At 33.1% G+C, this 23,747-nt stretch carries 20 protein-coding genes; 5 read left to right on the top strand and 15 right to left on the bottom strand.

What is annotated here, in order from left to right; genetic code table 11:
• Positions 1 to 53: 53 nt before the first annotated feature.
• Entirely contained in the window at positions 54 to 575 is a 522-nt protein-coding gene (gene msrB, locus EB819_RS11710) for a peptide-methionine (R)-S-oxide reductase MsrB (protein WP_069799704.1), read from the bottom strand.
• Positions 576 to 796: 221 nt separating this feature from the next.
• Between msrB and EB819_RS11705 the strand changes: the two genes are divergently transcribed.
• Complete coding sequence (locus EB819_RS11705) at positions 797 to 2,041, top strand: DUF445 domain-containing protein (RefSeq protein ID WP_069799706.1); 1,245 nt, start codon at positions 797 to 799, stop codon at positions 2,039 to 2,041.
• A 48-nt stretch (positions 2,042 to 2,089) separates the two neighbouring features.
• Here the strand turns inward: EB819_RS11705 and EB819_RS11700 are convergent, their stop codons facing one another.
• Positions 2,090 to 2,410, bottom strand: a complete 321-nt coding sequence (locus EB819_RS11700; RefSeq protein WP_069799709.1) for a DUF6572 domain-containing protein — start codon at positions 2,408 to 2,410, stop codon at positions 2,090 to 2,092.
• A gap of 87 nt (positions 2,411 to 2,497) precedes the next feature.
• Positions 2,498 to 3,523 carry a quinone-dependent dihydroorotate dehydrogenase gene (locus tag EB819_RS11695; protein ID WP_069799711.1) on the bottom strand — a complete coding sequence of 342 codons (1,026 nt, stop codon included), beginning with the start codon at positions 3,521 to 3,523 and terminating at the stop codon, positions 2,498 to 2,500.
• A gap of 635 nt (positions 3,524 to 4,158) precedes the next feature.
• Here EB819_RS11695 and EB819_RS11690 point away from each other — a divergent pair.
• On the top strand, positions 4,159 to 5,700 hold the full coding sequence (locus EB819_RS11690) for a glycine--tRNA ligase (RefSeq protein WP_069799715.1): 1,542 nt from the start codon (positions 4,159 to 4,161) through the stop codon (positions 5,698 to 5,700).
• A gap of 100 nt (positions 5,701 to 5,800) precedes the next feature.
• Here EB819_RS11690 and EB819_RS11685 read toward each other — a convergent pair whose 3' ends face one another.
• Positions 5,801 to 6,400, bottom strand: coding sequence for an OmpW/AlkL family protein (locus EB819_RS11685; protein WP_069799954.1), 600 nt, complete (start codon positions 6,398 to 6,400; stop codon positions 5,801 to 5,803).
• 142 nt (positions 6,401 to 6,542) lie between these two features.
• On the opposite strand from EB819_RS11685, the gene EB819_RS11680 reads away from it, so the two are divergent.
• Together EB819_RS11680 and EB819_RS11675 are read left to right on the top strand one after the other, a co-directional pair.
• Positions 6,543 to 7,697 carry a serine hydrolase domain-containing protein gene (locus EB819_RS11680; RefSeq protein ID WP_069799717.1) on the top strand — a complete coding sequence of 385 codons (1,155 nt, stop codon included), beginning with the start codon at positions 6,543 to 6,545 and terminating at the stop codon, positions 7,695 to 7,697.
• A 240-nt stretch (positions 7,698 to 7,937) separates the two neighbouring features.
• Positions 7,938 to 9,164 (top strand): aminotransferase class V-fold PLP-dependent enzyme, encoded by a 1,227-nt coding sequence (locus EB819_RS11675; RefSeq protein ID WP_069799719.1) that lies wholly within the window; start codon positions 7,938 to 7,940, stop codon positions 9,162 to 9,164.
• 86 nt (positions 9,165 to 9,250) lie between these two features.
• On the opposite strand, the gene EB819_RS11670 is transcribed toward EB819_RS11675, so the two are convergent.
• Entirely contained in the window at positions 9,251 to 10,123 is an 873-nt protein-coding gene (locus tag EB819_RS11670; protein ID WP_069799721.1) for an AraC family transcriptional regulator, read from the bottom strand.
• Between the two features lie 169 nt (positions 10,124 to 10,292).
• Here EB819_RS11670 and EB819_RS11665 point away from each other — a divergent pair, with 169 nt between their 5' ends.
• Positions 10,293 to 10,886: a DUF3244 domain-containing protein gene (locus EB819_RS11665; RefSeq protein WP_069799723.1), complete on the top strand. Its 594-nt coding sequence runs from the start codon at positions 10,293 to 10,295 to the stop codon at positions 10,884 to 10,886.
• A gap of 91 nt (positions 10,887 to 10,977) precedes the next feature.
• Here EB819_RS11665 and EB819_RS11660 read toward each other — a convergent pair whose 3' ends face one another.
• The 10 genes from EB819_RS11660 to EB819_RS11615 form a co-directional block, all read right to left on the bottom strand.
• Positions 10,978 to 11,352, bottom strand: coding sequence for a hypothetical protein (locus EB819_RS11660; RefSeq protein ID WP_069799725.1), 375 nt, complete (start codon positions 11,350 to 11,352; stop codon positions 10,978 to 10,980).
• 2 nt (positions 11,353 to 11,354) lie between these two features.
• Positions 11,355 to 12,353, bottom strand: coding sequence for an endonuclease/exonuclease/phosphatase family protein (locus tag EB819_RS11655; RefSeq protein ID WP_069799727.1), 999 nt, complete (start codon positions 12,351 to 12,353; stop codon positions 11,355 to 11,357).
• A gap of 3 nt (positions 12,354 to 12,356) precedes the next feature.
• Complete coding sequence (locus tag EB819_RS11650; protein WP_069799729.1) at positions 12,357 to 13,064, bottom strand: rhomboid family intramembrane serine protease; 708 nt, start codon at positions 13,062 to 13,064, stop codon at positions 12,357 to 12,359.
• 14 nt (positions 13,065 to 13,078) lie between these two features.
• Entirely contained in the window at positions 13,079 to 14,857 is a 1,779-nt protein-coding gene (mutL, locus tag EB819_RS11645) for a DNA mismatch repair endonuclease MutL (protein WP_069799730.1), read from the bottom strand.
• Between the two features lie 74 nt (positions 14,858 to 14,931).
• On the bottom strand, positions 14,932 to 15,648 hold the full coding sequence (locus EB819_RS11640) for a class I SAM-dependent methyltransferase (RefSeq protein WP_069799732.1): 717 nt from the start codon (positions 15,646 to 15,648) through the stop codon (positions 14,932 to 14,934).
• An 85-nt stretch (positions 15,649 to 15,733) separates the two neighbouring features.
• Positions 15,734 to 16,573: an endonuclease/exonuclease/phosphatase family protein gene (locus tag EB819_RS11635; RefSeq protein ID WP_069799734.1), complete on the bottom strand. Its 840-nt coding sequence runs from the start codon at positions 16,571 to 16,573 to the stop codon at positions 15,734 to 15,736.
• Between the two features lie 20 nt (positions 16,574 to 16,593).
• On the bottom strand, positions 16,594 to 18,516 hold the full coding sequence (locus tag EB819_RS11630; RefSeq protein ID WP_069799736.1) for a sialate O-acetylesterase: 1,923 nt from the start codon (positions 18,514 to 18,516) through the stop codon (positions 16,594 to 16,596).
• 49 nt (positions 18,517 to 18,565) lie between these two features.
• Positions 18,566 to 20,785, bottom strand: a complete 2,220-nt coding sequence (gene bglX, locus EB819_RS11625) for a beta-glucosidase BglX (RefSeq protein ID WP_069799738.1) — start codon at positions 20,783 to 20,785, stop codon at positions 18,566 to 18,568.
• 11 nt (positions 20,786 to 20,796) lie between these two features.
• The gene (locus EB819_RS11620) at positions 20,797 to 22,194 is read right to left on the bottom strand and encodes a glycoside hydrolase family 30 protein (protein ID WP_245993157.1); all 1,398 of its coding nucleotides are present in this window, start codon (positions 22,192 to 22,194) and stop codon (positions 20,797 to 20,799) included.
• 111 nt (positions 22,195 to 22,305) lie between these two features.
• Positions 22,306 to 23,733: a RagB/SusD family nutrient uptake outer membrane protein gene (locus EB819_RS11615; RefSeq protein ID WP_245993156.1), complete on the bottom strand. Its 1,428-nt coding sequence runs from the start codon at positions 23,731 to 23,733 to the stop codon at positions 22,306 to 22,308.
• Between the last annotated feature and the right edge of the window lie 14 nt (positions 23,734 to 23,747).

Here is a 23,747-nt window from a genome sequence, read left to right as displayed (position 1 = left end):
CTTTTATTTAACTCTATTTAACATAATATAAAGAAACTAGAATTATAGAAATGCTATTTTTTCTCAGAATCTCTCTGAAAATCTAGACTCACAGAGTTCATACAATAGCGCATTCCTGTAGGTTCTGGACCGTCATTAAAAACATGACCAAGATGCGAATCACAACGCTTGCAAAGCACTTCTATTCTTTCCATTCCGTGAGAAGAATCTCTCTTGTAAGATACGCCTTCTTTATCTGCTTCGAAGAAACTTGGCCAGCCACAAGTTGATGCAAACTTAGAAGAACTTCTGAATAAATGATTGCCGCAAACCGCACAATAATATTCTCCTATTTCGTCAAAATCATTGTATTTCCCTGTAAAAGGACGTTCTGTATCTGCTTCTCTCGCTACATAATATAAATCTGTAGGAAGAATTTTCTTCCATTCTGCATTAGAAACATTCAGTTTCGTTTTATCTGTTCTAGAATAATATGGGTTTTTAACGGTTTGATTTTCCATTGACTTTGGTTTTTGTATTTGTGAACAACTTTGCAGAAATAACAAGCAAAATAATATTTTTAAAATTTTATTCATATGAAAATCTTTGATTTTCGGAAAACTTAATTCCCTTAATACCTTAACGTATTCTTAATGTTAAAATTTTTCCATTAAATTTTAATTAAGAAATTAAGTTCATTAAATTAAACTCTTGGTTTGTTGTTATTTTAATTTTATAATAAAGTTTGGTAAAAATAGAAAGAAAACAATTTTTAGGATTCGTATCTTTATAAAAAATTTCGATAATCATTATTGAGATGAATGAAGAAATAAAAAAACGCCAACTCAGAAATCATAAAATGCTCGCAACAGGACTTTTCGTTTTGATGACTTGTATTTTTTTGACGATGACTTATCTTCAGAAATATCAAAATTTCGGACATTGGGTAGGTTATGTAAAAGCCTTTTCTGAAGCAGCGATGGTGGGAGCTTTGGCAGATTGGTTTGCGGTGACAGCACTTTTTCATCATCCGCTTGGATTAAAAATTCCACACACCAATTTAATTGAGCAATCTAAAGAAAGAATCGGCGATAATCTGGGGAATTTTGTGGTTACTAATTTTCTTTCGCCACAAAATATAAGACCTTACATACAGAATTTGAAGATTTCTCATTTCATTGGAGAATGGCTTCAGAAAGAGAAAAACGCCTCTGTTCTGGTGAAAAATTTATCAGAAATCGTACTGGATATTCTCCATAAATTAGAAGATGACGCTGTGGTAAATTTCATCAGCAAAAAAGCAAAAGAAATGACGGGAGATGTTAAAATCAATCAAATTTTAGGAAATGGAATGGAATATCTTCTCGAAAAAAATGACCATCAAAAACTCATTACCAGCCTTTCTGCGCAAATCAAAAACTATATTCTGGAACACCACGAAATGGTGAGAGAACGTGTGAAAAAAGAGAGTTTCACGCTTATCCCAAGTTTTGTAGATGATAAAATCGCAGAGAAAATCACTTCTGGACTTTCTAAATATTTTGAAGAAGTAGAGCAAGATCAAAACCATGCTTTGAGAAAAGAAATCACTCAAAAATTATTTGATTTTTCATCTGAAATCAAAATCAATCCTCATTACGAACAAGAACTCAATGCGATGAAAGATGATTTTCTGCAACCAGAAAAAATTCATCAATATTCCCATGATATTTGGGTTTCTTTGAAAAAGACATTGACGGAAGAATTGATACAAGAGCATTCTTCGCTCAAGAATTACCTTCACAAAAACATTGCAGAATTTTCTGAAAACCTAAGAACTGACGAAAAACTACAGCATAAAATTGACCATTGGGTAAGAGTTACCGCATACAAACATATCTTGCGAAACACCAATAAATTTGGAGATTTGATTGCAGATACCGTAGGAAACTGGCAAGGAAAAGAACTCTCCGAAAAACTAGAATTAGAAGTTGGGAAAGACTTACAATTTATTAGAATTAACGGGACTTTGGTTGGTGGATTGGTTGGTTTGTTGATTTACAGTATTGCGCAACTCATTTAATTTTCCCGCAGATTTTAAGGAAAATTATGTTTTTGTCATTCTGAAACTTTATTCAAAAACTTTCCAAGAAAATTCAATTTTTAGTTCATCAATTATTTTTTTGCATTTATCTAAAAAAGTATTTCCAATTTCATTTGGAGGAAATTTCAAAACAATTTCAATCTCAACTTTTTTATTTACGGAACTTGGATATTCTTCAAAAATTTGTCCACTTTCTATAAAATTTAAGTATGCATTTATTTTATTTTGCAAAATTAAAAGGTGCTCATTTTTTGAATCCCATTCTAGATGATCAGAAATAGTGAGTTTTATAATTCCTTTTTCAGTTGTGCTTATAAAGTCAACTTTATCAATTTGTTCAACACTCATAATGGTAAATTAATTTTTTCTAAATTTAAAGAAAATATTCTACGCTTCAGCGCATTCCGATCGCAATTACATTTCACAAAAAAATCCTCAGTCTTCGGACTGTAAAATCTTCTTATTAATTTCATTAATCAAACCTGGCCCTTCGTAAATAAATCCTGTATAAATTTGCACCAAACTTGCCCCTGCTTCTAATTTTTCGATGGCATCTTCTGCACTGTGAATTCCGCCCACTCCAATGATTGGGAAAGATTTGTTAGACCTTTCAGCCAAATATCTGATGACTTCTGTACTTTTTTCGCGAATAGGTTTTCCTGAAAGTCCTCCGTTTCCAATTTTTTCCAAAGTTTCTTTAGAGGCTTTAAGGTTTTCTCTTGAAACAGAAGTATTGGTGGCAATAATTCCATCAATTTTGGTTTCGGCAACCAACTCTACGATTTCATCGAGTTGAATTTTATTGAGATCTGGAGCGATTTTCAGAAGAACAGGTTTTGGCTGAGCATACTCAGCATTCACTTTCTGAATTTCTGTAATCAGTTCCTTTAAATAATCTGCGTCTTCTAACTTGGCGTGACTAGAAACATTTGGGCAACTCACATTCAGTACAAAATAATCTACAAAATCGTGCAAACCTCGGAAACATTCTACATAATCTGCGGTGTAATTTTCGGGTAAAGTGTCTGTGTTTTTACCAATATTTCCACCGATGATTACTTTGTGAGGAGATTTTTTAAGATTTTCTACAATTTTTGCTAAACCTTCATTGTTAAAACCCATTCTGTTGATAATTCCGGCGTCTTCTATTAGTCTGAAAAGACGTTTTTTCGGATTACCAGATTGTGCTTTTGGTGTTACGGTTCCTATTTCTACAAATCCGAATCCTAAATCTGCTAATTCATTAAACAGCACTGCATTTTTGTCAAAACCCGCAGCTAAACCTACTGGATTTTTGAATTTCAAGCCGAATAATTCACGTTCGAGACGTTTATCTTCTTTAGGTTTTGGGAAAAATAATCTGATTAAGAAACCGAAATTTTTAAGGACAAAAAAGATGAAATGATGAACTTTTTCAGGATCAAATTTGAAAAAAATCGGACGAAGAAGTGATTTGTACATTTTGAAAAAAGGTTTTACAAATGTACAGAATTTTTTAAACACGGAGACACAGAGTTTCACACGAAGTTCATAGAGTTTTTTTCCTTAATTGATTTTAGGAATATTTTCCCTCTGTAATCTCTGTGTAAACTCTGATTTCTCTGTGGTTAAATCTTTAATGAAATGAGCGCAAAGGTTTTTGAAAGTTTATGATGAAGAAAGTTCTCGCTGATTTTGCAGATGATGCTTATTTTAGTGGAAGAAATATTTTAAAGTTTTTTTTCACGCAAAGTCGCTAAGTGTTTCGCTAAGTACACGAAGATTTTTAACGGTTTTTTTGTCATCCGTAGGAATCTAAACTCAAAATTATCTGTAATTATTTGTAGAGATTCCTGCGGAAATCGAAGATTCGATGAAGTCAATGACAAAGTGGATGTTAATTTTTAATGCAGATTTTTCAGTGAAAGAATAATTGAAAGGTGTTTTTAGCCCTGATTGCAGTGGAAATCCCGCAGTAAGCGTTGGGTTAAGTAATGGAACGAGGAATTGCAACGGAAAGCAGGACTGAGTTTCTATAAATTTACGAAATCTCTTGCTCCTTAAAAATGTATAAAATTGCTATAAATTCCCTATTTTTGCAATTCAATTCAAAAGTTATGGCAAAACAAGAAGACGTTTTCAAGAAGGTAGTTTCTCACGCAAAAGAATATGGTTTTATTTTCCCAAGTTCTGAAATTTATGACGGACTTTCGGCGGTTTACGATTATGGACAAAATGGTGCAGAACTGAAAAATAACATCAAGCAATATTGGTGGAAAGCAATGGTGCAACTGAACGAGAATATTGTAGGACTGGATTCTGCAATCCTGATGCACCCAACTACTTGGAAGGCTTCTGGACACGTGGATGCTTTTAACGACCCATTGATTGACAATAAAGATTCTAAAAAGCGTTTTCGTGCAGATGTTTTGATTGAAGATTACTGTGCAAAACTAGAAGATAAAGCGCAAAAAGAAATCGAAAAAGCAGAAAAAAGATTTGGTGATGCTTTTGATAAAGCACAGTTTGAAGCTACCAATCCTAGAGTTATAGAATACAGAGAAAAACAAAAAACCATTCTTGCAAGAATGGCAAAATCTCTGGAAAACAATGATTTAGCAGATGTAAAAGCACTCATTGAAGAATTAGAAATTGCTGATCCTGACACTGGTTCTAAAAACTGGACGGATGTAAGACAATTCAACCTAATGTTCGGGACTAAATTAGGAGCTTCTGCGGAAAGTGCGATGGATTTATATCTTCGTCCGGAAACTGCACAAGGTATTTTCGTGAATTTCTTAAACGTACAAAAAACTTCTCGTCATAAATTGCCTTTCGGAATTGCGCAAATAGGTAAAGCATTTAGAAATGAGATTGTTGCAAGACAATTCATCTTCAGAATGAGAGAGTTTGAACAAATGGAAATGCAATTTTTCGTTCCACCAGGAACAGAATTGAAATTCTACGAAGAATGGAAACAAAAACGTCTCAACTGGCATTTGGCGCTTGGTTTAGGACAAGAAAATTATAAATTCCACGATCACGAAAAACTGGCGCACTATGCGAATGCTGCTGCTGACATTGAATTTAAATTCCCATTTGGTTTCAAAGAATTAGAAGGAATTCACTCAAGAACTGATTTCGATTTATCTGCACATGAGCAGCATTCTGGTAGAAAACTACAATATTTCGACCCAGAAAGAAATGAAAACTACGTTCCTTATGTAGTAGAAACTTCTATTGGTCTCGACAGAATGTTCTTGGCATTATTCTCTAATTGCTTAAAAGACGAAGTTTTAGAAGACGGTTCAGAAAGAACAGTTTTATCACTTCCGCCAGCTTTAGCTCCTGTAAAAGCAGCTATTTTGCCATTAGTGAAAAAAGATGGATTGCCAGAATTTGCAGAAAAAATCTTCAATGATTTGAAATATGATTTCAATGTGATTTCTGAGGAAAAAGACAGCATTGGTAAACGTTACAGAAGACAAGATGCTATCGGAACACCTTTCTGTATTACTGTTGACCATGATTCTTTGACAGATAACACGGTAACTTTAAGAGAAAGAGACACCATGAAACAAGAGCGTGTAAAAGTAGAAGATTTAAGAAGAATTATTGATGAAAAAGTAAATTTCAGAACTTTGCTTTCTAAAATATAGAATCCTTAAAGGTTTTAAAAACCTTTAAGGATTGATAATTATCAAAAATCCCGAAGAAAATTCTTCGGGATTTTTTCATAATTTAGTTTATAGCGAAATATTAGAATTTCATTCCTACACCAAAACCAATTAAAAGTGGATTGATTTTAACTTCCGCAGGAACAGTTGCTGGTAAACCTAAGTCTACATCTACATCTGTTTGAAGGTAAAGTTTTTTAATATCTACGTTAAGGAAAAATTTGTCATTCACAAAATAATCTACACCACCTTGTAATGCAATTCCCACATTGTTTTTGTAATCCATTCCTAGTGTATCACCGTTTTCTACATCATAGAAAATGGTATAATTAAGACCAGCTCCTACATAAGGTTTTAAACTTTTAGTTGGATAAAAGTGATATTGCAAAGTTACTGTTGGAGGTAATAATCTTACACTTCCTAGAGAAACTTCATCATTTCCAACTTTAACATCATGTTTAGAAGTTCCTAGAATTAGTTCTGCTGCAAAATTTTTGTTAAAGAAATAAGTAAAGTCTAATTCTGGAATAAATGCGTTTGAAATGTTTACATCGCTGTCTTCTCCTCCTACTGTAGATTTTTCATAAGGTTGTACACTTACACCTCTTAATCTAACTTGCCAGTTTTGTGCACTTAAGCTTACGGTAAATAATAACCCAGCTAAAAATAGTAATTTTCTCATTGTTATTTTTTTTTTTGTTATGGTGGCTAAGATATTATTTTCAGTATAACGCCCAAAATGATTTATATCACTGAGTTTTATCATATTTATGGTGGAAATAATTTTGCTTCGAAATATTTTTTAAATTTGAAAAAAATGATTTATGAAAACGCTTAAGAACCTCTTATTTGGAATTCTACTTTTTATAGCAACAGTTATTGCGCTGGCTTATGCTTTTAATTATCAACATCTTTTTAATGCAATTGCGCTTACATATCTCAAAGGCAAAACCAGCGCTACCATAGATGATGGTGTAGATTTTCCGTCTAGAAATATAGAAAAAGGAGTGGCACAACCTTGGCAAAAAGATTCGTTATACAATAAAACTTCTTTACCGAAAAACATCGTTGACAATTTAAAATCTACGAATTCTGCTTCATTTTTGGTGATAAAAGATGGCAAATTAGTTCATGAAGAATACTTCGGAGAGTACAAACCTACCACGCAAACCAATTCTTTTTCTATGGCAAAAGCCATCACCGTTTTATTGATGGGATTGGCAATTGAAGACCACAAAATACAATCAGAAAATCAAAAATTTGCAGATTTTTATCCTAATTTCAACGAAGTAGAACACGGTAACGAGTTAACCTTAAGAGATTTAGCCGCAATGGAAGCTGGCTATTATTGGGATGAAGATTACAGAAATCCGTTTTTACAAAATCCTAGAATTTATTACGGTAAAAACATGGCAGAAGCACTCTTGAAATCTCCTCAATTTGAGGCAAAACCAGGAAGCAGATTCGAATACCAATCTGGTGCTACGCAATTATTGGGATTTGCGATTAGAAAGGCGGTAAATATTCCGCTTTCTGCATATGCTTCTCAAAAACTTTGGAAACCTCTAGGAATGGAATCAGACGCTTATTGGAATGTGGATGAAGACAATAAAATGGAAAAAACGTTCTGCTGTATCAATGCTATTCCTCGTGATTATGCAAAATTAGGACAACTGATGCTCCAAAAAGGAAATTGGAACGGAAAACAACTGATTGATTCTACCTACATTCAAAAAATGATTACGCCAACTCAACATTCTGGCGGAATCTATGGTTTGGGAATTTGGGTTAATAATGACGCCCCTTATAAATATTATCATTTCTGGGGATTTACCAGCCAATTAATCATCGTAATTCCTGAAAAAAATATGGTCGTGGTGAGAACTGGCAAGTTTAACAATGAAGCCAAAGACGATAAAGGCCGTTCTGTACAAGCTGCGTTTTTAGCCGAAAATGCTGTGAAAACGTTTGCCAATTAAAGCAATAGAAGAAATTATTAGAAATTTTAATAATTAATTCCGTAATTTTGAACCATTCTAAACAAGTTTTAGAGTGGTTTTATTTTTTACTTAAATGATTTACCACAAAAGAGACAAAAGAAAATATTGATAACAAGCAATTCAAAAGTAAAAAAAGTGAAATTCAATTCGCTTTTTCTTCTTTTGTAAAAACTTAAAAATAAAAAATTTGTTGCTTTTGCGGTTTAAACAAAATTTACAATGTTTAATATAAAAGAAATACGCAATCAGTTTCCTATTCTTCAGCAGCAAGTTAACGGTAAACCATTGGTTTATTTAGACAATGCCGCTTCTTCTCAAAAACCAATTTCTGTACTTGAAACTTGGAAAAGATATTATGAAGAAATCAATGCCAATGTACACAGAGGAATACACACTTTGTCTCAATTGGCAACAGAAGAAATGGAAAATTCCAGAAAAAAAGTACAACATTTCATTAATGCAAAGCATGATTATGAGGTGATTTTTACCAGAGGAACTACCGAAAGCATCAATTTGGTTGCCTACGCTTTGGGAAATTCTAATTTCTTAAAAAAAGATGACGAAATCATCATCGGTTATTTAGAACATCACTCCAATATTGTTCCTTGGCAAATGCTTTGCGAAAGAACGGGTGCAAAATTGAAAGTAATTCCGATGGACGAAAACGGAATTCTTCAACTCGATTTTTTAGATAAAAACCTTTCAGAAAAAACCAAAATTGTATCTGTAAATCATGTTTCTAACGCTTTAGGAATCATTAATCCTATTGAAGAAATCATCACAAAAGTGAGAAAAAATTCTTCTGCACTCATGATGATTGACGGAGCACAATCTGTACCACATTTCGAGATTGATGTTCAGAAATTAGACTGCGACTTTTTTGCATTTTCTGGTCACAAAATGTACGCACCAATGGGAGTTGGTATTCTCTACGGAAAGGAAGAAATTTTAGAAAAATTAGCGCCTTTTCATGGAGGTGGTGAGATGATTGCTACTTGTAGTTTTGAGAAAACCACTTATGCTGCACTTCCCTTTAAATTCGAAGCGGGAACACCAAATGTTGGCGGAAATATTGCAATAGGAGCTGCCATAGATTTCATGAAAAAAATAGGTGTAGAAAATATCAGAAATCATGAAAATGAACTGCTAAATTATGCCCAAAAAAGACTTCTAGAAATAGATGGACTTAAAATTTACGGTGAAAAAGCGAATAGAACCAGTGTAGTTTCTTTTAATTTAGAAGGAATAGGAATTGCTTCGGATGTAGGAATGATTCTGGATAAACTGGGAATTGCTGTAAGAACAGGTCATCATTGTACACAACCTATTATGGAATTCTTCAAGATTGCAGGAACCGTAAGAGCGAGTTTTGCGGTGTATAACACTTTAGAAGAGGTAGATGCTTTAGTAGAAGGCGTGAAAAAGGCTCAAAGAATGCTGATGTAAATTTTAAATAATTTCAAATTTAATTTCATAAAAATACAAACTCCCGAAATTTAAATTTCGGGAGTTTTTTATTGCTTCTAAAAGTTTTATTCAATAATATTTTTAAACTCTTTTCGGTATTGAGATGGGCTTTTCTGCGTATATTCTTTAAAAGTTTTATTGAAATAACTGAAATTATTAAATCCGCTTTCGTAACATATCTCGTTAATACTCAGTGGTTTCTCTGCCAACAATTTCATAGAGTGAATGATACGATATTCATTCACGAATTGTGTAAACGTTTTATTGGTAATTTTTTTAAAATATCTGCAAAAAGAAGGTTCAGTCATATTGGCGAGATTGGCTACTTCTTCTAAAGTAATTTGCTCTTTGAATTTATTTTTTACGTGATTGAAAATGAGGTTAATTCTCTCATTATCTTCCACTTGAGTTTGAATATAGAAATTTCCAGCATTTAGAATTTTGAAATCTTCGGTATTGGCAAGAACATTTAAAATCTCTAAAAATTTAATCAACTTGTCCAGTGAAGTTGCCTCATACATTTCTAAAATTTTACTTTCTAAAGATTTTTTAACCGATTCACCAAACACAATTCCACCTTTTGAAGCATCTAATAAATTCGTAATTTTCTTCATTTCAGGAGTTTTCCAGATGTGAGCTCCTAAAAAATCAGGCAAAAACTGAACTACAATTTCATACTCATTTCTGGTATTTTCATTGGTTAAACCACAATGCGGTAAATTACTGCCTATTAAAACCAAATCTCCTTTAGTAAAATAAGAAATGGTGCTACCAATTTGTCTTTTCCCAGAACCTCCACCTACAAAAACCAATTCTATTTCTGGGTGATAGTGCCAAAAATTAGATTTTAAATTTTCATTTTGAAGGAATTTGAAACAAGAAAAACTACTTCCAATATTGGGGTTAACTGCTTCATATGTAGGACTTGTCTGCTTCATTTTGTTCTATTTCGATATACAAATATACTATTTTATCTTTAAGTTAATGTTAATTTTGTATTAATGTTAAAATAGAGCATATATAAGAAAATTATCTTGTAAAATAACCCAAAATTCAAGTCTAGATTTGCAGTGTACTTAATTGACTAACACACTAACAATTATAATTATGAAAAATTTATTAAAATTCAGCTTCCTTATAGGATTTCTATTTATTTCGGCAAATGTAATGGCCAATGACAAAGATTTCTCTATTTCTATTGACAACATCAGTGCGAAAAAACTAAGCTTTCAAATGACGAATGCAAAGAATGTAGCGCTATATGTTTACAATGACAAGCAAGGAGAACTTTTTGCTGAAAAAGTGAGAAAACAAGATGAGGTTTCTAGAACGTATGACTTGAAAAATTTTCCTGTTGGAACTTATTATTTAGTAGCGGAATCTGATTCTAAAATCGAAAAATATAAAATTACTATTGACGAAACTGATGCTTCAATTGAGAAGACACCAGTTGCTGAAATTTTCAAACCAGAATACACGATTGAAGGCAATCATGTAAAATTAGTGATGCCTAAACTAACTGATGGAGTAACAGTTTCTGTTGAAGATTTCACGAATACGGTTTATTATAACCAAACCTTAACTCCAAATAATGGCGAATTGGTTATACAATTTGATTTAAACCCAGAAAATGCTGATGCGTATGTAATCAGTGTGGAAAAAGGCGATAACACCTTCAACAAAATCATATATCTAAAATAAATTTTAGGGTTAATTTTCACATCACATCAAAAAAAGTCTCATAAAATTGAGACTTTTTGTTTTTTTAAGAGCTAAAAATTTTAGAGAATAATTATTCTTTTTCTGGAGTAACTAATTCATTTACTTTTTTTTCTTGCTGAGCTTTTTCTTTTTCTGCATTTTTAGCAGCGTTTTGTTCAGCCAATTTTTTCTCTAGCTCTGATTTCTTTTTTTGTTCTATTTTTTTCTTTTCCTCTGCCAATTTCTGTTCGGGACTTTTAGTGGTGTCTTGTTTTAAAACAGGCGCTTTTTTAGCATCTTCAATAGCAGAATTAATTGCCGAAAAAGAAGTTTGTCCCACTACAGAATCTACCAAAGTGGTATCAATAGGAGAATTGTCTTCAGCATAAAATTGCTCTTCTTCTTTATTGTTTTTCCAACAAGAAAGTAACATAAAACTGGTTAATAAAAAGGCTATTTTCTTCATTTTTAATTTTTAAAACTAAATTCTGCAAAAACGGGATAATGGTCAGAAGTTAATCCCAAATTTCTTTTTACTTTAAAGGAATTGGATTCAAATTCTTTTGATGCAAAAATATAATCAATTCTCAAAGGGAAAATATAATCATGGAAACTGGTTCCACTGCCTTTTCCAGATTCTAAAAACGCATCTTGTAAACCTTCTGAAAGTTTATAATATTCATAAGAATTAGGAACAGCATTGAAATCACCCGCTAAAATAACAGGATAAGGAGATTTCTTAATAAAAGCTGCAATTTTCTCTACCTGTTCTTGATGTTTTTTAAATATGGGTAACATTTTCCCAACAATGGTTTTCGCTTTTTTCTCGGTGTTATCTATATTTTCCGGTGTTTCTTGCAAATCTTCGTGTAATTTATAGGGCTCTAAGTAAACATTTATAAATCTAATTCTCTTTCCGCTAATATCAATATCTGCATAATGAGCATTTCCAGCCATTCTATTTTCTAAAATCAGACCATGTTCTATAATAGGATGTTTGGTATAGATGGTCATGATTTTATAATCATCAATAATGGCATATTTAGAGGATTTTGGTTTTACAATTTTTCGGTCACCACATTCTTGCATCAAAATCACATCTGCATTTTGCTCGTCAATAAAATCAGAAGTGGGATTTATTGTTTCCCAGCCTACAATTCTCGCATTATAACTGATTACTTTAATAGAATTTTCCTCACTTTTTGGCTCAGAATAATTAATCCATCTTCTTACTGGAGTTAAAAATAATGTGGAAATCAGCAAAAAAACAAAGGCTCTTTTTCGCCAAGAAAAAATCCAAAAAACACAGAGTAACAGATTGGCAATCATCAAAAAAGGAAATGCCAATGATAATAAATTGAGTAAAGGAAATACTTTTGGAGGGATATAAGCATTAAGCATGGTTGCTCCTAAAAGCAACACAATTACTACATGAACAACGGTAAAAATACTTCTGAAAATCCCCACTGATTAATTAATTCTATATCTGTTTCTACCCCAAACTTTCACTAAAATATAGCCTACTAAAGCGCCACCGATATGTGCGAAATGTGCAATATTTCCTCCACTTCCAGAAAAACCTAGATATAGAGAAACTATAATAGTAATAGGAAATAAAACCTTTGCTTTAATCGGAAACGGAATAAACATAATGAACATTTCTGCATTAGGATACAGCAAAGAAAACGCCGCAATTACACCAAAAATAGCTCCAGAAGCTCCAACCATCGGTGTAGAAAGTATGTTTACTATATTCTGTGCATTTCCTTCTAATCTTACTGGAAATTTTCCAAAATCACCCTTTAAAATATCCGAAAATTGTAAACCTTCTACAATAAGCGGTTGAGCATCTTGGTATAACTGATAATATTCCCAAAGATTAAACAATGCAAAAGCTCCTAACCCAGAAAGAAAATATAAAATTAAAAATTTCTTTTCTCCTAAAAACCGCTCTAAAACTGGTCCGAAACTCGCAAAAGTCAACATATTAAAAGCAATATGCATAAAACCTCCATGCATAAACATGTGTGTGATGATTTGCCAAGATTTAAAATAAGGAGATGTAGGAAAAAAAGCCGCTAAATATTGATAGGATTGCGGAATAAGCATCGCTAGAATGAAAACAATCACATTCAGGATGATAATATTTCTGGTGATGGGTGTTATATTTTGAAACATATTGTTTTGGTGTGTTAAAATTTATTTTTCAATTCTTCTGTAGGAACTTCTACAAAGGTTCTGTTTCCGTTTGTTGTAAACTCTGGGAAGCCTAACTTGATAAAATCTTTCAAAATTTGTTCCACTTCAGCTTTATACAGAAAATCAAACTTAGATTTCGCATTGGTTCTAATCCACTGATTGTTATAATTTTCTAAAAATTCTTCTTCAGTTTTGTATTCTAAAATTTCGAAGAGATTTTCTAAAAATTTGATTACTTGAGATTCTTTCACATCTTCAGGCACCGCATTTATTCTCAGCACATTATCTTGTGCCAAAACAATATCGAAACCTAAATCTGGCAAGTATTTTTTAATCGAACGAAATTTATTTTTCTCAATTTCATTTAAATGATATTCTAAAGAAAACAGCAAACTTTGACTTTTCTTACTTTTAGAAACATTTTTACGGTTTTCGGCTAAGACAATTTGGTGAATTCTTCCCAAATCGAGCATCAACGTTCTGTGGTCTTTATTAAAAAGCCAATAACCATTTGGCAATCTGAGCAAATCTTCTTCTAAATCCTCGTCTTCTTCATCAAAAAGGTTAATTTTAGATGGCAAAGCTGATGATTCTTGTTGATACATTTCGGTGAGATTTACCATTGCTGTATCATTAATTTTAGAAGGAATTTGGTCTTTAAACGGATTAAAATTTCTGTCGATATGAATTCCTGGAGCGTGATAACTTTTCGCAGCATCTACTTTTGGTGGAAAAAATGAATCCATTTGTTCATTTCGCTCAAAATCTAGACTTGGCGCTACATTATAAATTCCCAAAGATTTTTTAATTGTAGAACGAATCAATGCAAAAATAAGGTTCTCATCTTCGAATTTTACCTCTGTTTTTTGCGGATGTATGTTGACATCTATTTTTTCTGGGTCAAGATCCAAATACAAGAAAAAACTCGGGCTGTAATTGCTTTGCAACAGCCCTTCAAAAGCTTCCTGAACCGCTCTATTTAAGTACGGACTTCTAAAATATCTTCCATTGACAAAGAAAAACTGTTCGCCTCTAGATTTTTTCGCTGCTTCTGGTTTTCCCACGAAACCATTGAGTTTTACCCAACCTAAATCTTCTTTGATAGGAACCAAAAGTGGATGCAATTTTCTACCGAAAATATCTACAATTCTCTGCATTTGGCTTCCTTTTCTGAGGTTAAAAATCACCTCATCATTATGGTAGAGCGAAAACTCTAAATTTTCATGAGCCAAAGCTACTCTTTGGAATTCATCTATAATATGTCTGAATTCTATATTGTTGGATTTCAGAAATTTTCTACGCGCTGGAACATTAAAAAACAGATTTTTCACCGAAAAAACAGCGCCTTCCGTAGTTTGTGCAGGCTCCTGAAATTGTAATTCTCCGCCTTCTATGTAGATAACGGTTCCTATTTCTGCGTCTTGTTTTTTGGTTTTGAGTTCTACCTGAGCTACCGCAGCAATAGAAGCCAAAGCTTCACCACGAAAACCTTTAGTAGCGATATGAAAAATATCTTCTGTAGTTCTAATTTTAGAAGTAGCGTGTCTTTCGAACGCCATTCTCGCATCGGTTTCAGACATTCCGCTTCCGTTATCTGCTACTTTTATGAGATTTCTGCCCGCTTCTTCTACAATCAATTCTATTTTAGTAGCACCAGCATCTATGGCGTTTTCTAGCAATTCCTTAACAATAGAAGCAGGTCTTTGCACTACTTCTCCTGCAGCAATCTGATTGGCAACATGATCTGGTAAAAGTTGAATAATATCTGACATTTCTATAATTGAAACTCCAAAAATAGTGTTTAATTTCTAAAAAAATTGAATTTGTGGATGAGTAATCCTGATTGTTAAGAAAATTTTATGAAGTCTAATTTCTGACGAAGTTTTTTAGTGATTTTCTGGGTTAATGTTCTTTCATCAGCAAGATGACGAAGTTTAAATTCTCTTTTTTTTCTCACTACAAAAAGATGATAATCTTCTTGCTCCCAAATTCCATATTTCTGAAAGAAAACCATCTCTAGATTATTTTTATCTATATTTTCTGCTAAAGTTGGCAATTCGATGGGTTGGTCTATCACTTGAAGTGATTCTGGCTGATGCTGATGAAGATATTTAATGTATTCTGGATTTGGAATATTGATGAGTAAAAGAGATTTTTCTGAAATATAATTGCTGATGTTTTTAAACAAATTAAAATGCTCTTCTACAGGAATATGCTCTATAACATCTAACAGTGTGATGAAATCAAAATCAGATTCTTGGGGCTGATAATGCACCACGTCTCCTACAAAAAGTTGAACGTTATTTTTTTGGATATTTTTCTGTGCGTTTTCTATACTTTTTTCGCTTAAATCTACTGCTTCTATATAACCTTTTTCTACTTTTTTAGAAAGTAAATAGGTAAAAGCTCCCACTCCACACCCCAGTTCTAAAATTTTAGATTTTTTAGTAAGTCCTAATTTTTTAAGTTGTTTAAACAAAAAAATCAATCTTTCATTAACTCCTATTTTTATTTGTCTTTCGGAGAACTGGTCATAGAACTGAGAAACTTCTTCTTTCTTCATCTGAAAATATTTTGAGCCAATAAAAATACAAAATAAATAAAAAAGGCTTCTCGTTTTGAGAAGGTTGAATTATATTTTTTTCAGATTATTTCAATTGTATTTTTGCTACTATAGGAAAATGATCAGACGGATATTTATAATCATAAAAGTCTGTAATCGTTCTGTATTTTAAAACTTTCGTATTGTTTTTTGAGCTAAAAATAAAATCTATTTGTTCGCTAGGTTTTTCATTGAATTTAAATCCATTCCAAGTTGCTTTATCAGCGTAAGGTTTTGTAACGCTATTGCTTCTGGCTTCTTGCAAATTCTCAAAAAGCGGTTTCATCCATGAATCACTCTCTACAGAATTAAAATCACCCGTAAGAACTGCAGGAACATTTCTTTTCTTCTGCAAGGTTTTAATTTTTTCCAGAATGATTTCTGCAGACTTCTGTCTCGCAATAACACCTACATGGTCAAAATGCGTATTCAGTACCCAAACTTTCTTTTTGGTTTTTATATTTTCAAAAAGAGCATACGTAACGATTCTAGGATATGCTGCGTCCCAAGATTTTCCTGATTTTTCAGGATTTTCTGAAAGCCAAAATGTGTTTTGTTCTAGAACTTTATACTTATTTTTCAGATAAAAAATACATGAAAATTCTGCATTCGCTTCATCTGTTCTCGGTCTTCCTAAAAAACTATAAGCAGAGTTGTTATCTAATAAATAATCAATCTGAGGTTTCTGCGCTTCTTGTAGTCCTACAAAATCTGCTTCATAATAAGAAATAAGGTCTTTTACTTTATCTTTTCTGATGTTCCAGTGGTTTTCGCCATCATCTACGCTTGCCAATCTGATGTTAAAACTCATTACATCAATGGTTTGGCAAAATAAAAACGATGCAAAAAGTATAAACAAAATGGTAGAAATGTTTTTTGTTTTCATATTTTAATTCTTGATGAAAATTATTTTAACTCGAACTGATATTTTTTGTTTTCTGTAGAAAGTTTAAAAGAATCTGTTCTAAAAGGCGCTATAGGTAATCCTTTTTCGGTGAAAAGATTAATTTCTGAGTCATCTCCTTTCCAGCCATATCTTACAGCAACGGGATTGCTTACCTTTTCGCATGTAACTACAATTTTATTTTTCTTAATTTCTGCTTTTGCTGGATAGAATTTTTGGTCATTTCCTGCAATTTCAAAACCTTTTAAGATTTCATTATTTTTAGAAATTAATTTTTCTTTTGTATTGAAACTGATGGTAATTTTATTTCCTTTTACCGTTGATTTTTGATAAATTGGGCTTTTCAGACCATTATTTAAGGCTAAATTAGCCAATCTTTCTCCTACTGTTTTTTTATTTCTTGGGTGAATATCATTCGGATTTCCTACATCGGTAGTTACTACCATTCCAGTGTTTTTCATTTTGGTAGTATTCAGTTGAGCATCTCGTACTTCACACCAATCGCAACCTTCATTACTGTCGCCTTTAGTGTTAAAAGTGGCTAATTGAACGAAATAAAAAGGTAAGTTTTCTCCAAATCTCTGTCTCCAACTGTTAATCAATAGTGGGAAACTTTGGTTATATTCATATGCTCTCTCTGCATTAGATTCTCCTTGATACCAAAGCATTCCAGAAATTCTAAAATCTTCAATCGGGTGAATCATGGTATTGTAAATCAAAGAAGGAAATTCATTTTGATTAATGGCTGCATAAATTTTTTCTACAGCAAATTTCCAATTTCCTGCCAATGGAATACTTTTTTGAGCGGTGACTAATTTCACCTCATCATCATTACTCCACAAACCACCGCCACCACCAGTGTCATTAACCTTTACTGCAATAATATTCTCTCCTTTCTTTAAAATTTCTTTCGGAATGGTATAAATTCTATCATCTGACCATTGTTTCATTTGTCCCACTAATTTTCCATTAAAATAAGTAAGGTCTTCGTCATCAATTTTTCCTAAATACAGCACTGCATTTCCAGTAAGGTCTTCCTCTGAAAGAACGATTGTTTTTCTAACCCAAGCTACTCCGTCTAAACCTTCGAAACCTTGTTGTTCCCATGCTTTTGGAACATATAAATCTTTTAAAACAGAAGCGTTATAATCTGCACTCAAGAATTGTTCTTGATTAAAATCTGCAATTTTAGCATTCAGTTTTTTCTCAAAAAAAACAGTTTTAGCCTCGAAATTTTTCTGTTGAAGACTTTCTATGTCTATTTGTGGCATATTGGCAATCATTTCTTTGAAATAAGGCGATTGCTCGAATGCGTTTTTAGGAATCCAAGCTTCAATTACAGTTCCGCCCCAAGAAGAATTAATGATTCCTATAGGAACTTGTCTCTCGTGATACATTTTTTTAGCAAAAAAATAGGCTACTGCAGAAAAATCTCCAATATTAGAAGCATTCGCAACATTCCATTCTGTTTTTGCAAGGTTATTTTGAGGTAAAGAATTTATTTTTCTTTCAACTTTAATATGTCTAATAATCGGAAACTCTTTTTGATTTAATTCCTCTTTATAACCTTCAGAAGATGAGAGAGCCCACTCCATATTGCTTTGTCCGCTGCATAACCAAACATCTCCTACCAAAACATTTTTGAAAACAATTTCATTATTTCCTTTAATCGTCAATGTAAAAGGACCACCTTCTTTTTCTTGGTCTAAATCTACTTTCCAATTGCCATTTTGGTCAGCAACAGTGGATTTGGTTTGATTTTTAAAACTTACCAACACTTTTTCATGAGGTGATGCAAAACCCCAAACTGGAATTTTAGAATTTCTCTGCAACACCATATTGTCTGAGAAAATGTATGGTAAAGAAACATTCGCCATCAATAATTGAATGGTCATTAATAAGAATACGCTGAGTGATTTTTTCATTTTAATTCCTTTAAGATTTATTTCTTATAAGGTTAATTTTTTAAGGATGTTATTTTTCCCAATTTACTCTTTTGGTTTGTACCTGAGCAGAATTGGTTCCTATCATGATGTCAAATTCTCCTGATTCCCAATCGAAATTGAGTTCATCATCATAGAATTTTAAATCTTCTGGTGTAATGTTAAAAGAAACGGTTTTGCTTTCTCCTTTTTTCAAGAATATTTTTTGAAAACCTTTCAGTTCTTTTACAGGACGAACTACTTTTCCTACTAAATCTCTGATGTACAACTGAACCACCTCTTCTCCGTCATAATTTCCTGAATTGGTGAGGGTAACTGAAGCCGTCAAAGTTTGGTTGCCTTTCAGTTGCGTAGCACTTACGTTTACATCCGAATATTGAAATGTAGTGTAACTCAAGCCAAATCCGAATGGATAAGCTGGGTCATTATCTAAGTCAATATACGCCGAAACATAGTTTCTGTCTGTATTATTTTTAGCAGGTCTTCCTGTATTGTAATGATTGTAATAAATAGGAATTTGACCTTCAGTTCTAGGAAAAGTCATTGGCAATTTACCTCCAGGATTTATTTTCCCGAAAAGTACATCTGCAATAGAGTTTCCTGCTTCTGTACCTAACCACCAAGTATAAACAATGGTAGGAATGTTTTCTGAAGCCCAATCAAAAACCAAAGGACGACCGGCATTAATCATTAATATAATTGGTTTTCCTGTTTTGGCAATTTCTTTTAATAAATCTTCTTGAACGCCAGAAAAATGGATGTTGCTTCGGCTTTTTGCTTCGCCACTCATGGCGTGACCTTCGCCTAAAGTCATAATCACTACGTCTGCTTTCTTGGCAGTTTCTACCGCTTCTGCAAATAGAGATTTATCATTGTCATTTGCGTTACATCCTTTAGCATAAAGCAATTCTGAATTTTTATCCAATTGAGCTTTAATTCCATCAAACTGAGTTACAATTCTTTGGCTATCATCTGGAAAAGCAATAGACCAAAAACCGTGATTTTCTACTGTAGCTTTCGCAAATGGACCAATAATGGCCACTTTTTTAGTAGTTGGAGAAAGTGGTAATAATTGATTTTCATTTTTTAGTAAAACAATACTTTTTGCACCAATTTCTCTTGCAAATTTTCTGTGTTCTGGATTATTGGCTTGTTCTTTTTCTCTCTTTTCATTGATGAAACGATAAGGGTCATCAAAAAGTCCAAGTTCATATTTTTTAGTCAAAATTCTGCGAACCGCATCATCTATTAATTGAATATCTACTTTCCCTTCTTTTACCAATTCTGCTAAATGATTGGTATAAGAACGGCTCTCCATATCCATGTCACTACCTGCCAAAATTGCTTTCAAGGCAGCTTCTTTATTGTCTTTAGCAAAACCGTGAGGAATCATTTCGCCAATGCTTCCCCAGTCAGAAACCACAAATCCTTGGAAATTCCAAACACCTTTTAATAAGTCTCTTTGAATGTATTTATTTCCAGTGGCAGGAATTCCATTGATATCATTAAATGAATTCATAAAAGTGGCTACTCCCATATCAGACACCGCTTTGAAAGGTGGCAAATACGTTTCGTGCAACTGTCTAAGGCTCATATCTACAGAATTGTAATCTCTTCCGCCAACAGCAGCTCCATAAGCTGCAAAATGTTTAGCGCAAGCCATTACTGCATCTTTATTTCCTAAGCCATTTCCTTGAAAACCTTTTACTCTAGCTTTTCCTACCAATGTTCCTAAGTACGTATCTTCACCTGCTCCTTCCATTACTCTGCCCCATCTTGGATCTCTTCCTATATCTACCATTGGTGCAAAAGTCCAATGAATTCCATAAGCTGAAGCTTCAATAGCGGCAATTCTTGCAGATTTCTCAATTAAATTCATATCCCAAGTAGCGGTTTCGCCTAACGGAATAGGAAAAGTAGTTCTAAAACCATGAATAACATCTTGCCCAAAAAGTAAAGGAATTTTAAGACGAGACTGCATGGCTTGGTCTTGCCAGTTCTTAGTGTTTTTAGCACCGATAGCATTTAGAATAGAGCCTAGTTTCCCTACACGAACTTGACCAGCTTTGTCTGCATCTTTCGTAATAGGACCAGTTGCTGTAATATCATCATTATACTGATTGAGCTGTCCTATTTTTTCTTCCAAAGTCATTTTCGCCATCAGCTCTGTAACTTTTTGGTCGATTGATTTCTGTGCAGAAACAGTTATTCCCAATCCTGCTAAAAAAATTGAAAGGAATATTTTTTTCATAAATTTTATATTTAAAAAGTGTAGGTAGCCACTGAATTAGATGGCAATGATGCTGCTACAGATTTACCATCAAAGTTAATATTAAAATTTTCAACTTCTGCTCCTTCATTTAAAACGATTAAAGCTATTTTGCCTTCTGGTGTTTTAAACGCTAGTGTACTTAAATTTCCTACTTGTGTAGAACCTATTCTTTGTGAATTTTGAGGTACAAATTTAGAAGCATGAGCAATGATGTAATACGCTACATTTTTAGTGTAAGATTCTGAAGAATTGATGGTAATTGCTCCTTTACATTGGGTACATCCACCTGGAGTAAAAGGTTGGAATTGTGCGTCATTTGCTAAATTCCATTCTAATGCAATTTTGCTCCAATTTCTCATGGTTCCAATGATTACATTTTTGGTATGCCAAATAAAGTCTCCTGCAAAAGTTCCTGTAGAACCCGTCCATTGTTCTGTGAAATACAGATTTTTATTTGGAAAAGCGTTCTTTACAACACCAAGAGCTGAAACATCTCCCGCATAAAGGTGAAACGCTGATCCGTCTACATATTGTGCAGCTTCTGGGTCTTGGAGAATTGTAATAGGATATTCGGGTTTATCACAATTATGGTCGTACAAAACGATTTTAGTAGAAATATTTGCTGCTCTAAAAGCATGACCTAAATTGTTTTTTATGAAATCTCTTTGCTGTTCTGCGGTCATATACATACTTGGGTTATTCCCAGGATGCAATGGTTCGTTTTGAGGAGTAATGGCGTCAATGGTGATTCCATTTTTATTCATTTCCTGAATATATTTCACGAAATATTCTGCATAAACTTGATAGTATTCAGTTTTCAGGCTTCCTCCTATGCTATTTCCGTTGTCCTTCATCCAAACTGGTGGTGACCAAGGTGCGCCAATAATTTTAATATCTGGATTAATGGCTAAAATTTCTTTTAACATATCAATCACTGGTTGGTCTTTTGCTAAGCTGAATTCGCTCAGGTCTTCGTCTGTTTGACCTGCGGGAACATCATCATAAGAAAAGACAGAACTGTTAAGATCTGATGCACCAATGCTTAATCTAAGATAACTTACGCCTATGGATTGTTCTGATTTTCCGAAAATATCTTGAAGAAGTTCTTTTTTCTTCGCTGGAGATAATTGATTGATTACCTCTACGCTTCCTCCGGTAAGAGTATACCCAAAACCATCTACGGTTTGGAATTTTTCTGAAGGATTGATGAGAATGTTTTGGAAATTATTTTGTGGATTATCAAAAACAAGATTGTTTTGTTTTTGAAGTTTTAAAGTTTCATCAGCATTAGTTTGCCAATATTCTATTGTTTGTGGAGCTTCTACTTTTGTAAAAGAATTACATGAGATAAGAGAAGCTATAGAGCCTAAAACTAAGGCGGGGATCATTTTTTTTAGAACCATAACATTTATTTTTGATATTCAAAAAAACTGCTGCACGATAAAATGCGCAGCAATTTTTTTAGAATAAGGTTATATAAATTCTAATTTGATATAAGATTAATAACCAGGGTTTTGAGTTAAATTAGGGTTTTTATCTAACTGAGATTGAGGAACTGGCCAAAGTAATCTTTGTTCTGTAAGATTATTAACATAACCTAACTTGTTACCTTTTCCATCAGTTCTGGCTTTAATAACTTCTAAAGCTTTACCTGTTCTCTTAAGATCAAACCAACGTTGCCCTTCAAATGCCAACTCTAGCAATCTTTCTTTAAGGATTTTGTTAATACCATCGGTTTCACTTGTGATAGTAATAGGGTTTAAACTTACTCTACCTCTTACTTGGTTTACTAAAGCTGCCGCCCCAGTAAAGTCTCCTAATTTCACTTTAGCTTCTGCTTTTAATAATAGTAAGTCTGCATATCTAAGAATATATATATGTTGGGTGCCATCTTGTATTCTTTGTTTGTATGCAAATGGATAGTTATTTTTGTCAGTCCAATAAGCATCGCTAACTCCTATATCAAACTTTATAGAGTTTGTTTTTCTAATATTATCATTTTGTGCATTAAAAGCGTTTACTAAATCATGAGTCGGTAAATTAAATCTTTGCCATCCATCACCAATAAACATACCTGTTCCCCACCACCAGATATTACTTGCATCTGAATTAATTTCTAATATAGATTCTACATTAGCATTGTGGTTTCCGTCAAATAATTGATTGTAGTCTGGCAATAAACTGTAATCACCTGCCAGTTGATCTACATGCTGGATTACTTTATTGTAATCTGGGTTTGGCTTTGTTGCATAAACTTTTGCCAATAATGCATGGGCTACTCCTTTTGTTGCTCTGTATTTACTTACTGAAGCATTAGGAGCTGCAGCTAGAGCACCTTCTAAATCTGATATTATAAAAGAGTAAACCTCTTCTTTTGTCTTTCTTGCAGGATAAATTTGGCTATATACTTCATCAAAATTCTCTGAAGTAACAGAAGTAACTGATTTGGTCACTAATGGAACATCACCCCATAATTGAACCGCATGAAAATAATACAACGCTCTTACAATAGCAGCTTCAGCTTTCATTTCTGCTTTACGTTCTGCAGTTAAAGCATGGTCTTTAATTCCATCTACAAAATTAAGAACTTTATTACAGTTATTAATTAATTCATAAATAGCTTCCCAGTTTCTTTTAACATTTCCGTTAGTAGATAAAATTCTGTACTCTGCTTGTTGTCTGTTATCTTGATTATCCCCACTTACGTATGCTTCATCAGTTTGCATAGATCCATTCGCAAAATAATCTAATTGCCAATAGTTGGAATGCCCAAACCCTGGACCAACATACATGGTTTTCATTAGATCTTCAGCTTCAGAAGCTTTCGTATAAGGCGTTTCACTAACCTCGACAGGTCTGTCTGTTATGGGCTCTGTATCTAGATAATCTGAACAAGAGACTGTTCCTAAACTAAGACCAGCTCCCAATAGTATAAAATATA

This window comes from Cloacibacterium normanense, from assembly GCF_003860565.1.
Classification (GTDB): Bacteria; Bacteroidota; Bacteroidia; order Flavobacteriales; family Weeksellaceae; genus Cloacibacterium; species Cloacibacterium normanense.
The sequence above is the reverse complement of the archived record's forward strand: the minus strand, read 5'-3'. Positions and strand labels throughout refer to the sequence as shown.

Coding starts and splice junctions, on each gene's coding strand:
- EB819_RS11635 (WP_069799734.1), bottom strand. CDS start 16,573: ATGAAAACAAAAAACATTTCTACCATTTTGTTTATACTTTTTGCATCG.
- EB819_RS11640 (WP_069799732.1), bottom strand. CDS start 15,648: ATGAAGAAAGAAGAAGTTTCTCAGTTCTATGACCAGTTCTCCGAAAGA.
- EB819_RS11675 (WP_069799719.1), top strand. CDS start 7,938: ATGTTTAATATAAAAGAAATACGCAATCAGTTTCCTATTCTTCAGCAG.
- bglX (WP_069799738.1), bottom strand. CDS start 20,785: ATGAAAAAAATATTCCTTTCAATTTTTTTAGCAGGATTGGGAATAACT.
- EB819_RS11680 (WP_069799717.1), top strand. CDS start 6,543: ATGAAAACGCTTAAGAACCTCTTATTTGGAATTCTACTTTTTATAGCA.
- EB819_RS11665 (WP_069799723.1), top strand. CDS start 10,293: ATGAAAAATTTATTAAAATTCAGCTTCCTTATAGGATTTCTATTTATT.
- EB819_RS11660 (WP_069799725.1), bottom strand. CDS start 11,352: ATGAAGAAAATAGCCTTTTTATTAACCAGTTTTATGTTACTTTCTTGT.
- EB819_RS11695 (WP_069799711.1), bottom strand. CDS start 3,523: ATGTACAAATCACTTCTTCGTCCGATTTTTTTCAAATTTGATCCTGAA.
- EB819_RS11670 (WP_069799721.1), bottom strand. CDS start 10,123: ATGAAGCAGACAAGTCCTACATATGAAGCAGTTAACCCCAATATTGGA.
- EB819_RS11685 (WP_069799954.1), bottom strand. CDS start 6,400: ATGAGAAAATTACTATTTTTAGCTGGGTTATTATTTACCGTAAGCTTA.
- EB819_RS11650 (WP_069799729.1), bottom strand. CDS start 13,064: ATGTTTCAAAATATAACACCCATCACCAGAAATATTATCATCCTGAAT.
- EB819_RS11700 (WP_069799709.1), bottom strand. CDS start 2,410: ATGAGTGTTGAACAAATTGATAAAGTTGACTTTATAAGCACAACTGAA.
- EB819_RS11690 (WP_069799715.1), top strand. CDS start 4,159: ATGGCAAAACAAGAAGACGTTTTCAAGAAGGTAGTTTCTCACGCAAAA.
- mutL (WP_069799730.1), bottom strand. CDS start 14,857: ATGTCAGATATTATTCAACTTTTACCAGATCATGTTGCCAATCAGATT.
- EB819_RS11630 (WP_069799736.1), bottom strand. CDS start 18,516: ATGAAAAAATCACTCAGCGTATTCTTATTAATGACCATTCAATTATTG.
- EB819_RS11620 (WP_245993157.1), bottom strand. CDS start 22,194: ATGATCCCCGCCTTAGTTTTAGGCTCTATAGCTTCTCTTATCTCATGT.
- EB819_RS11705 (WP_069799706.1), top strand. CDS start 797: ATGAATGAAGAAATAAAAAAACGCCAACTCAGAAATCATAAAATGCTC.
- msrB (WP_069799704.1), bottom strand. CDS start 575: ATGAATAAAATTTTAAAAATATTATTTTGCTTGTTATTTCTGCAAAGT.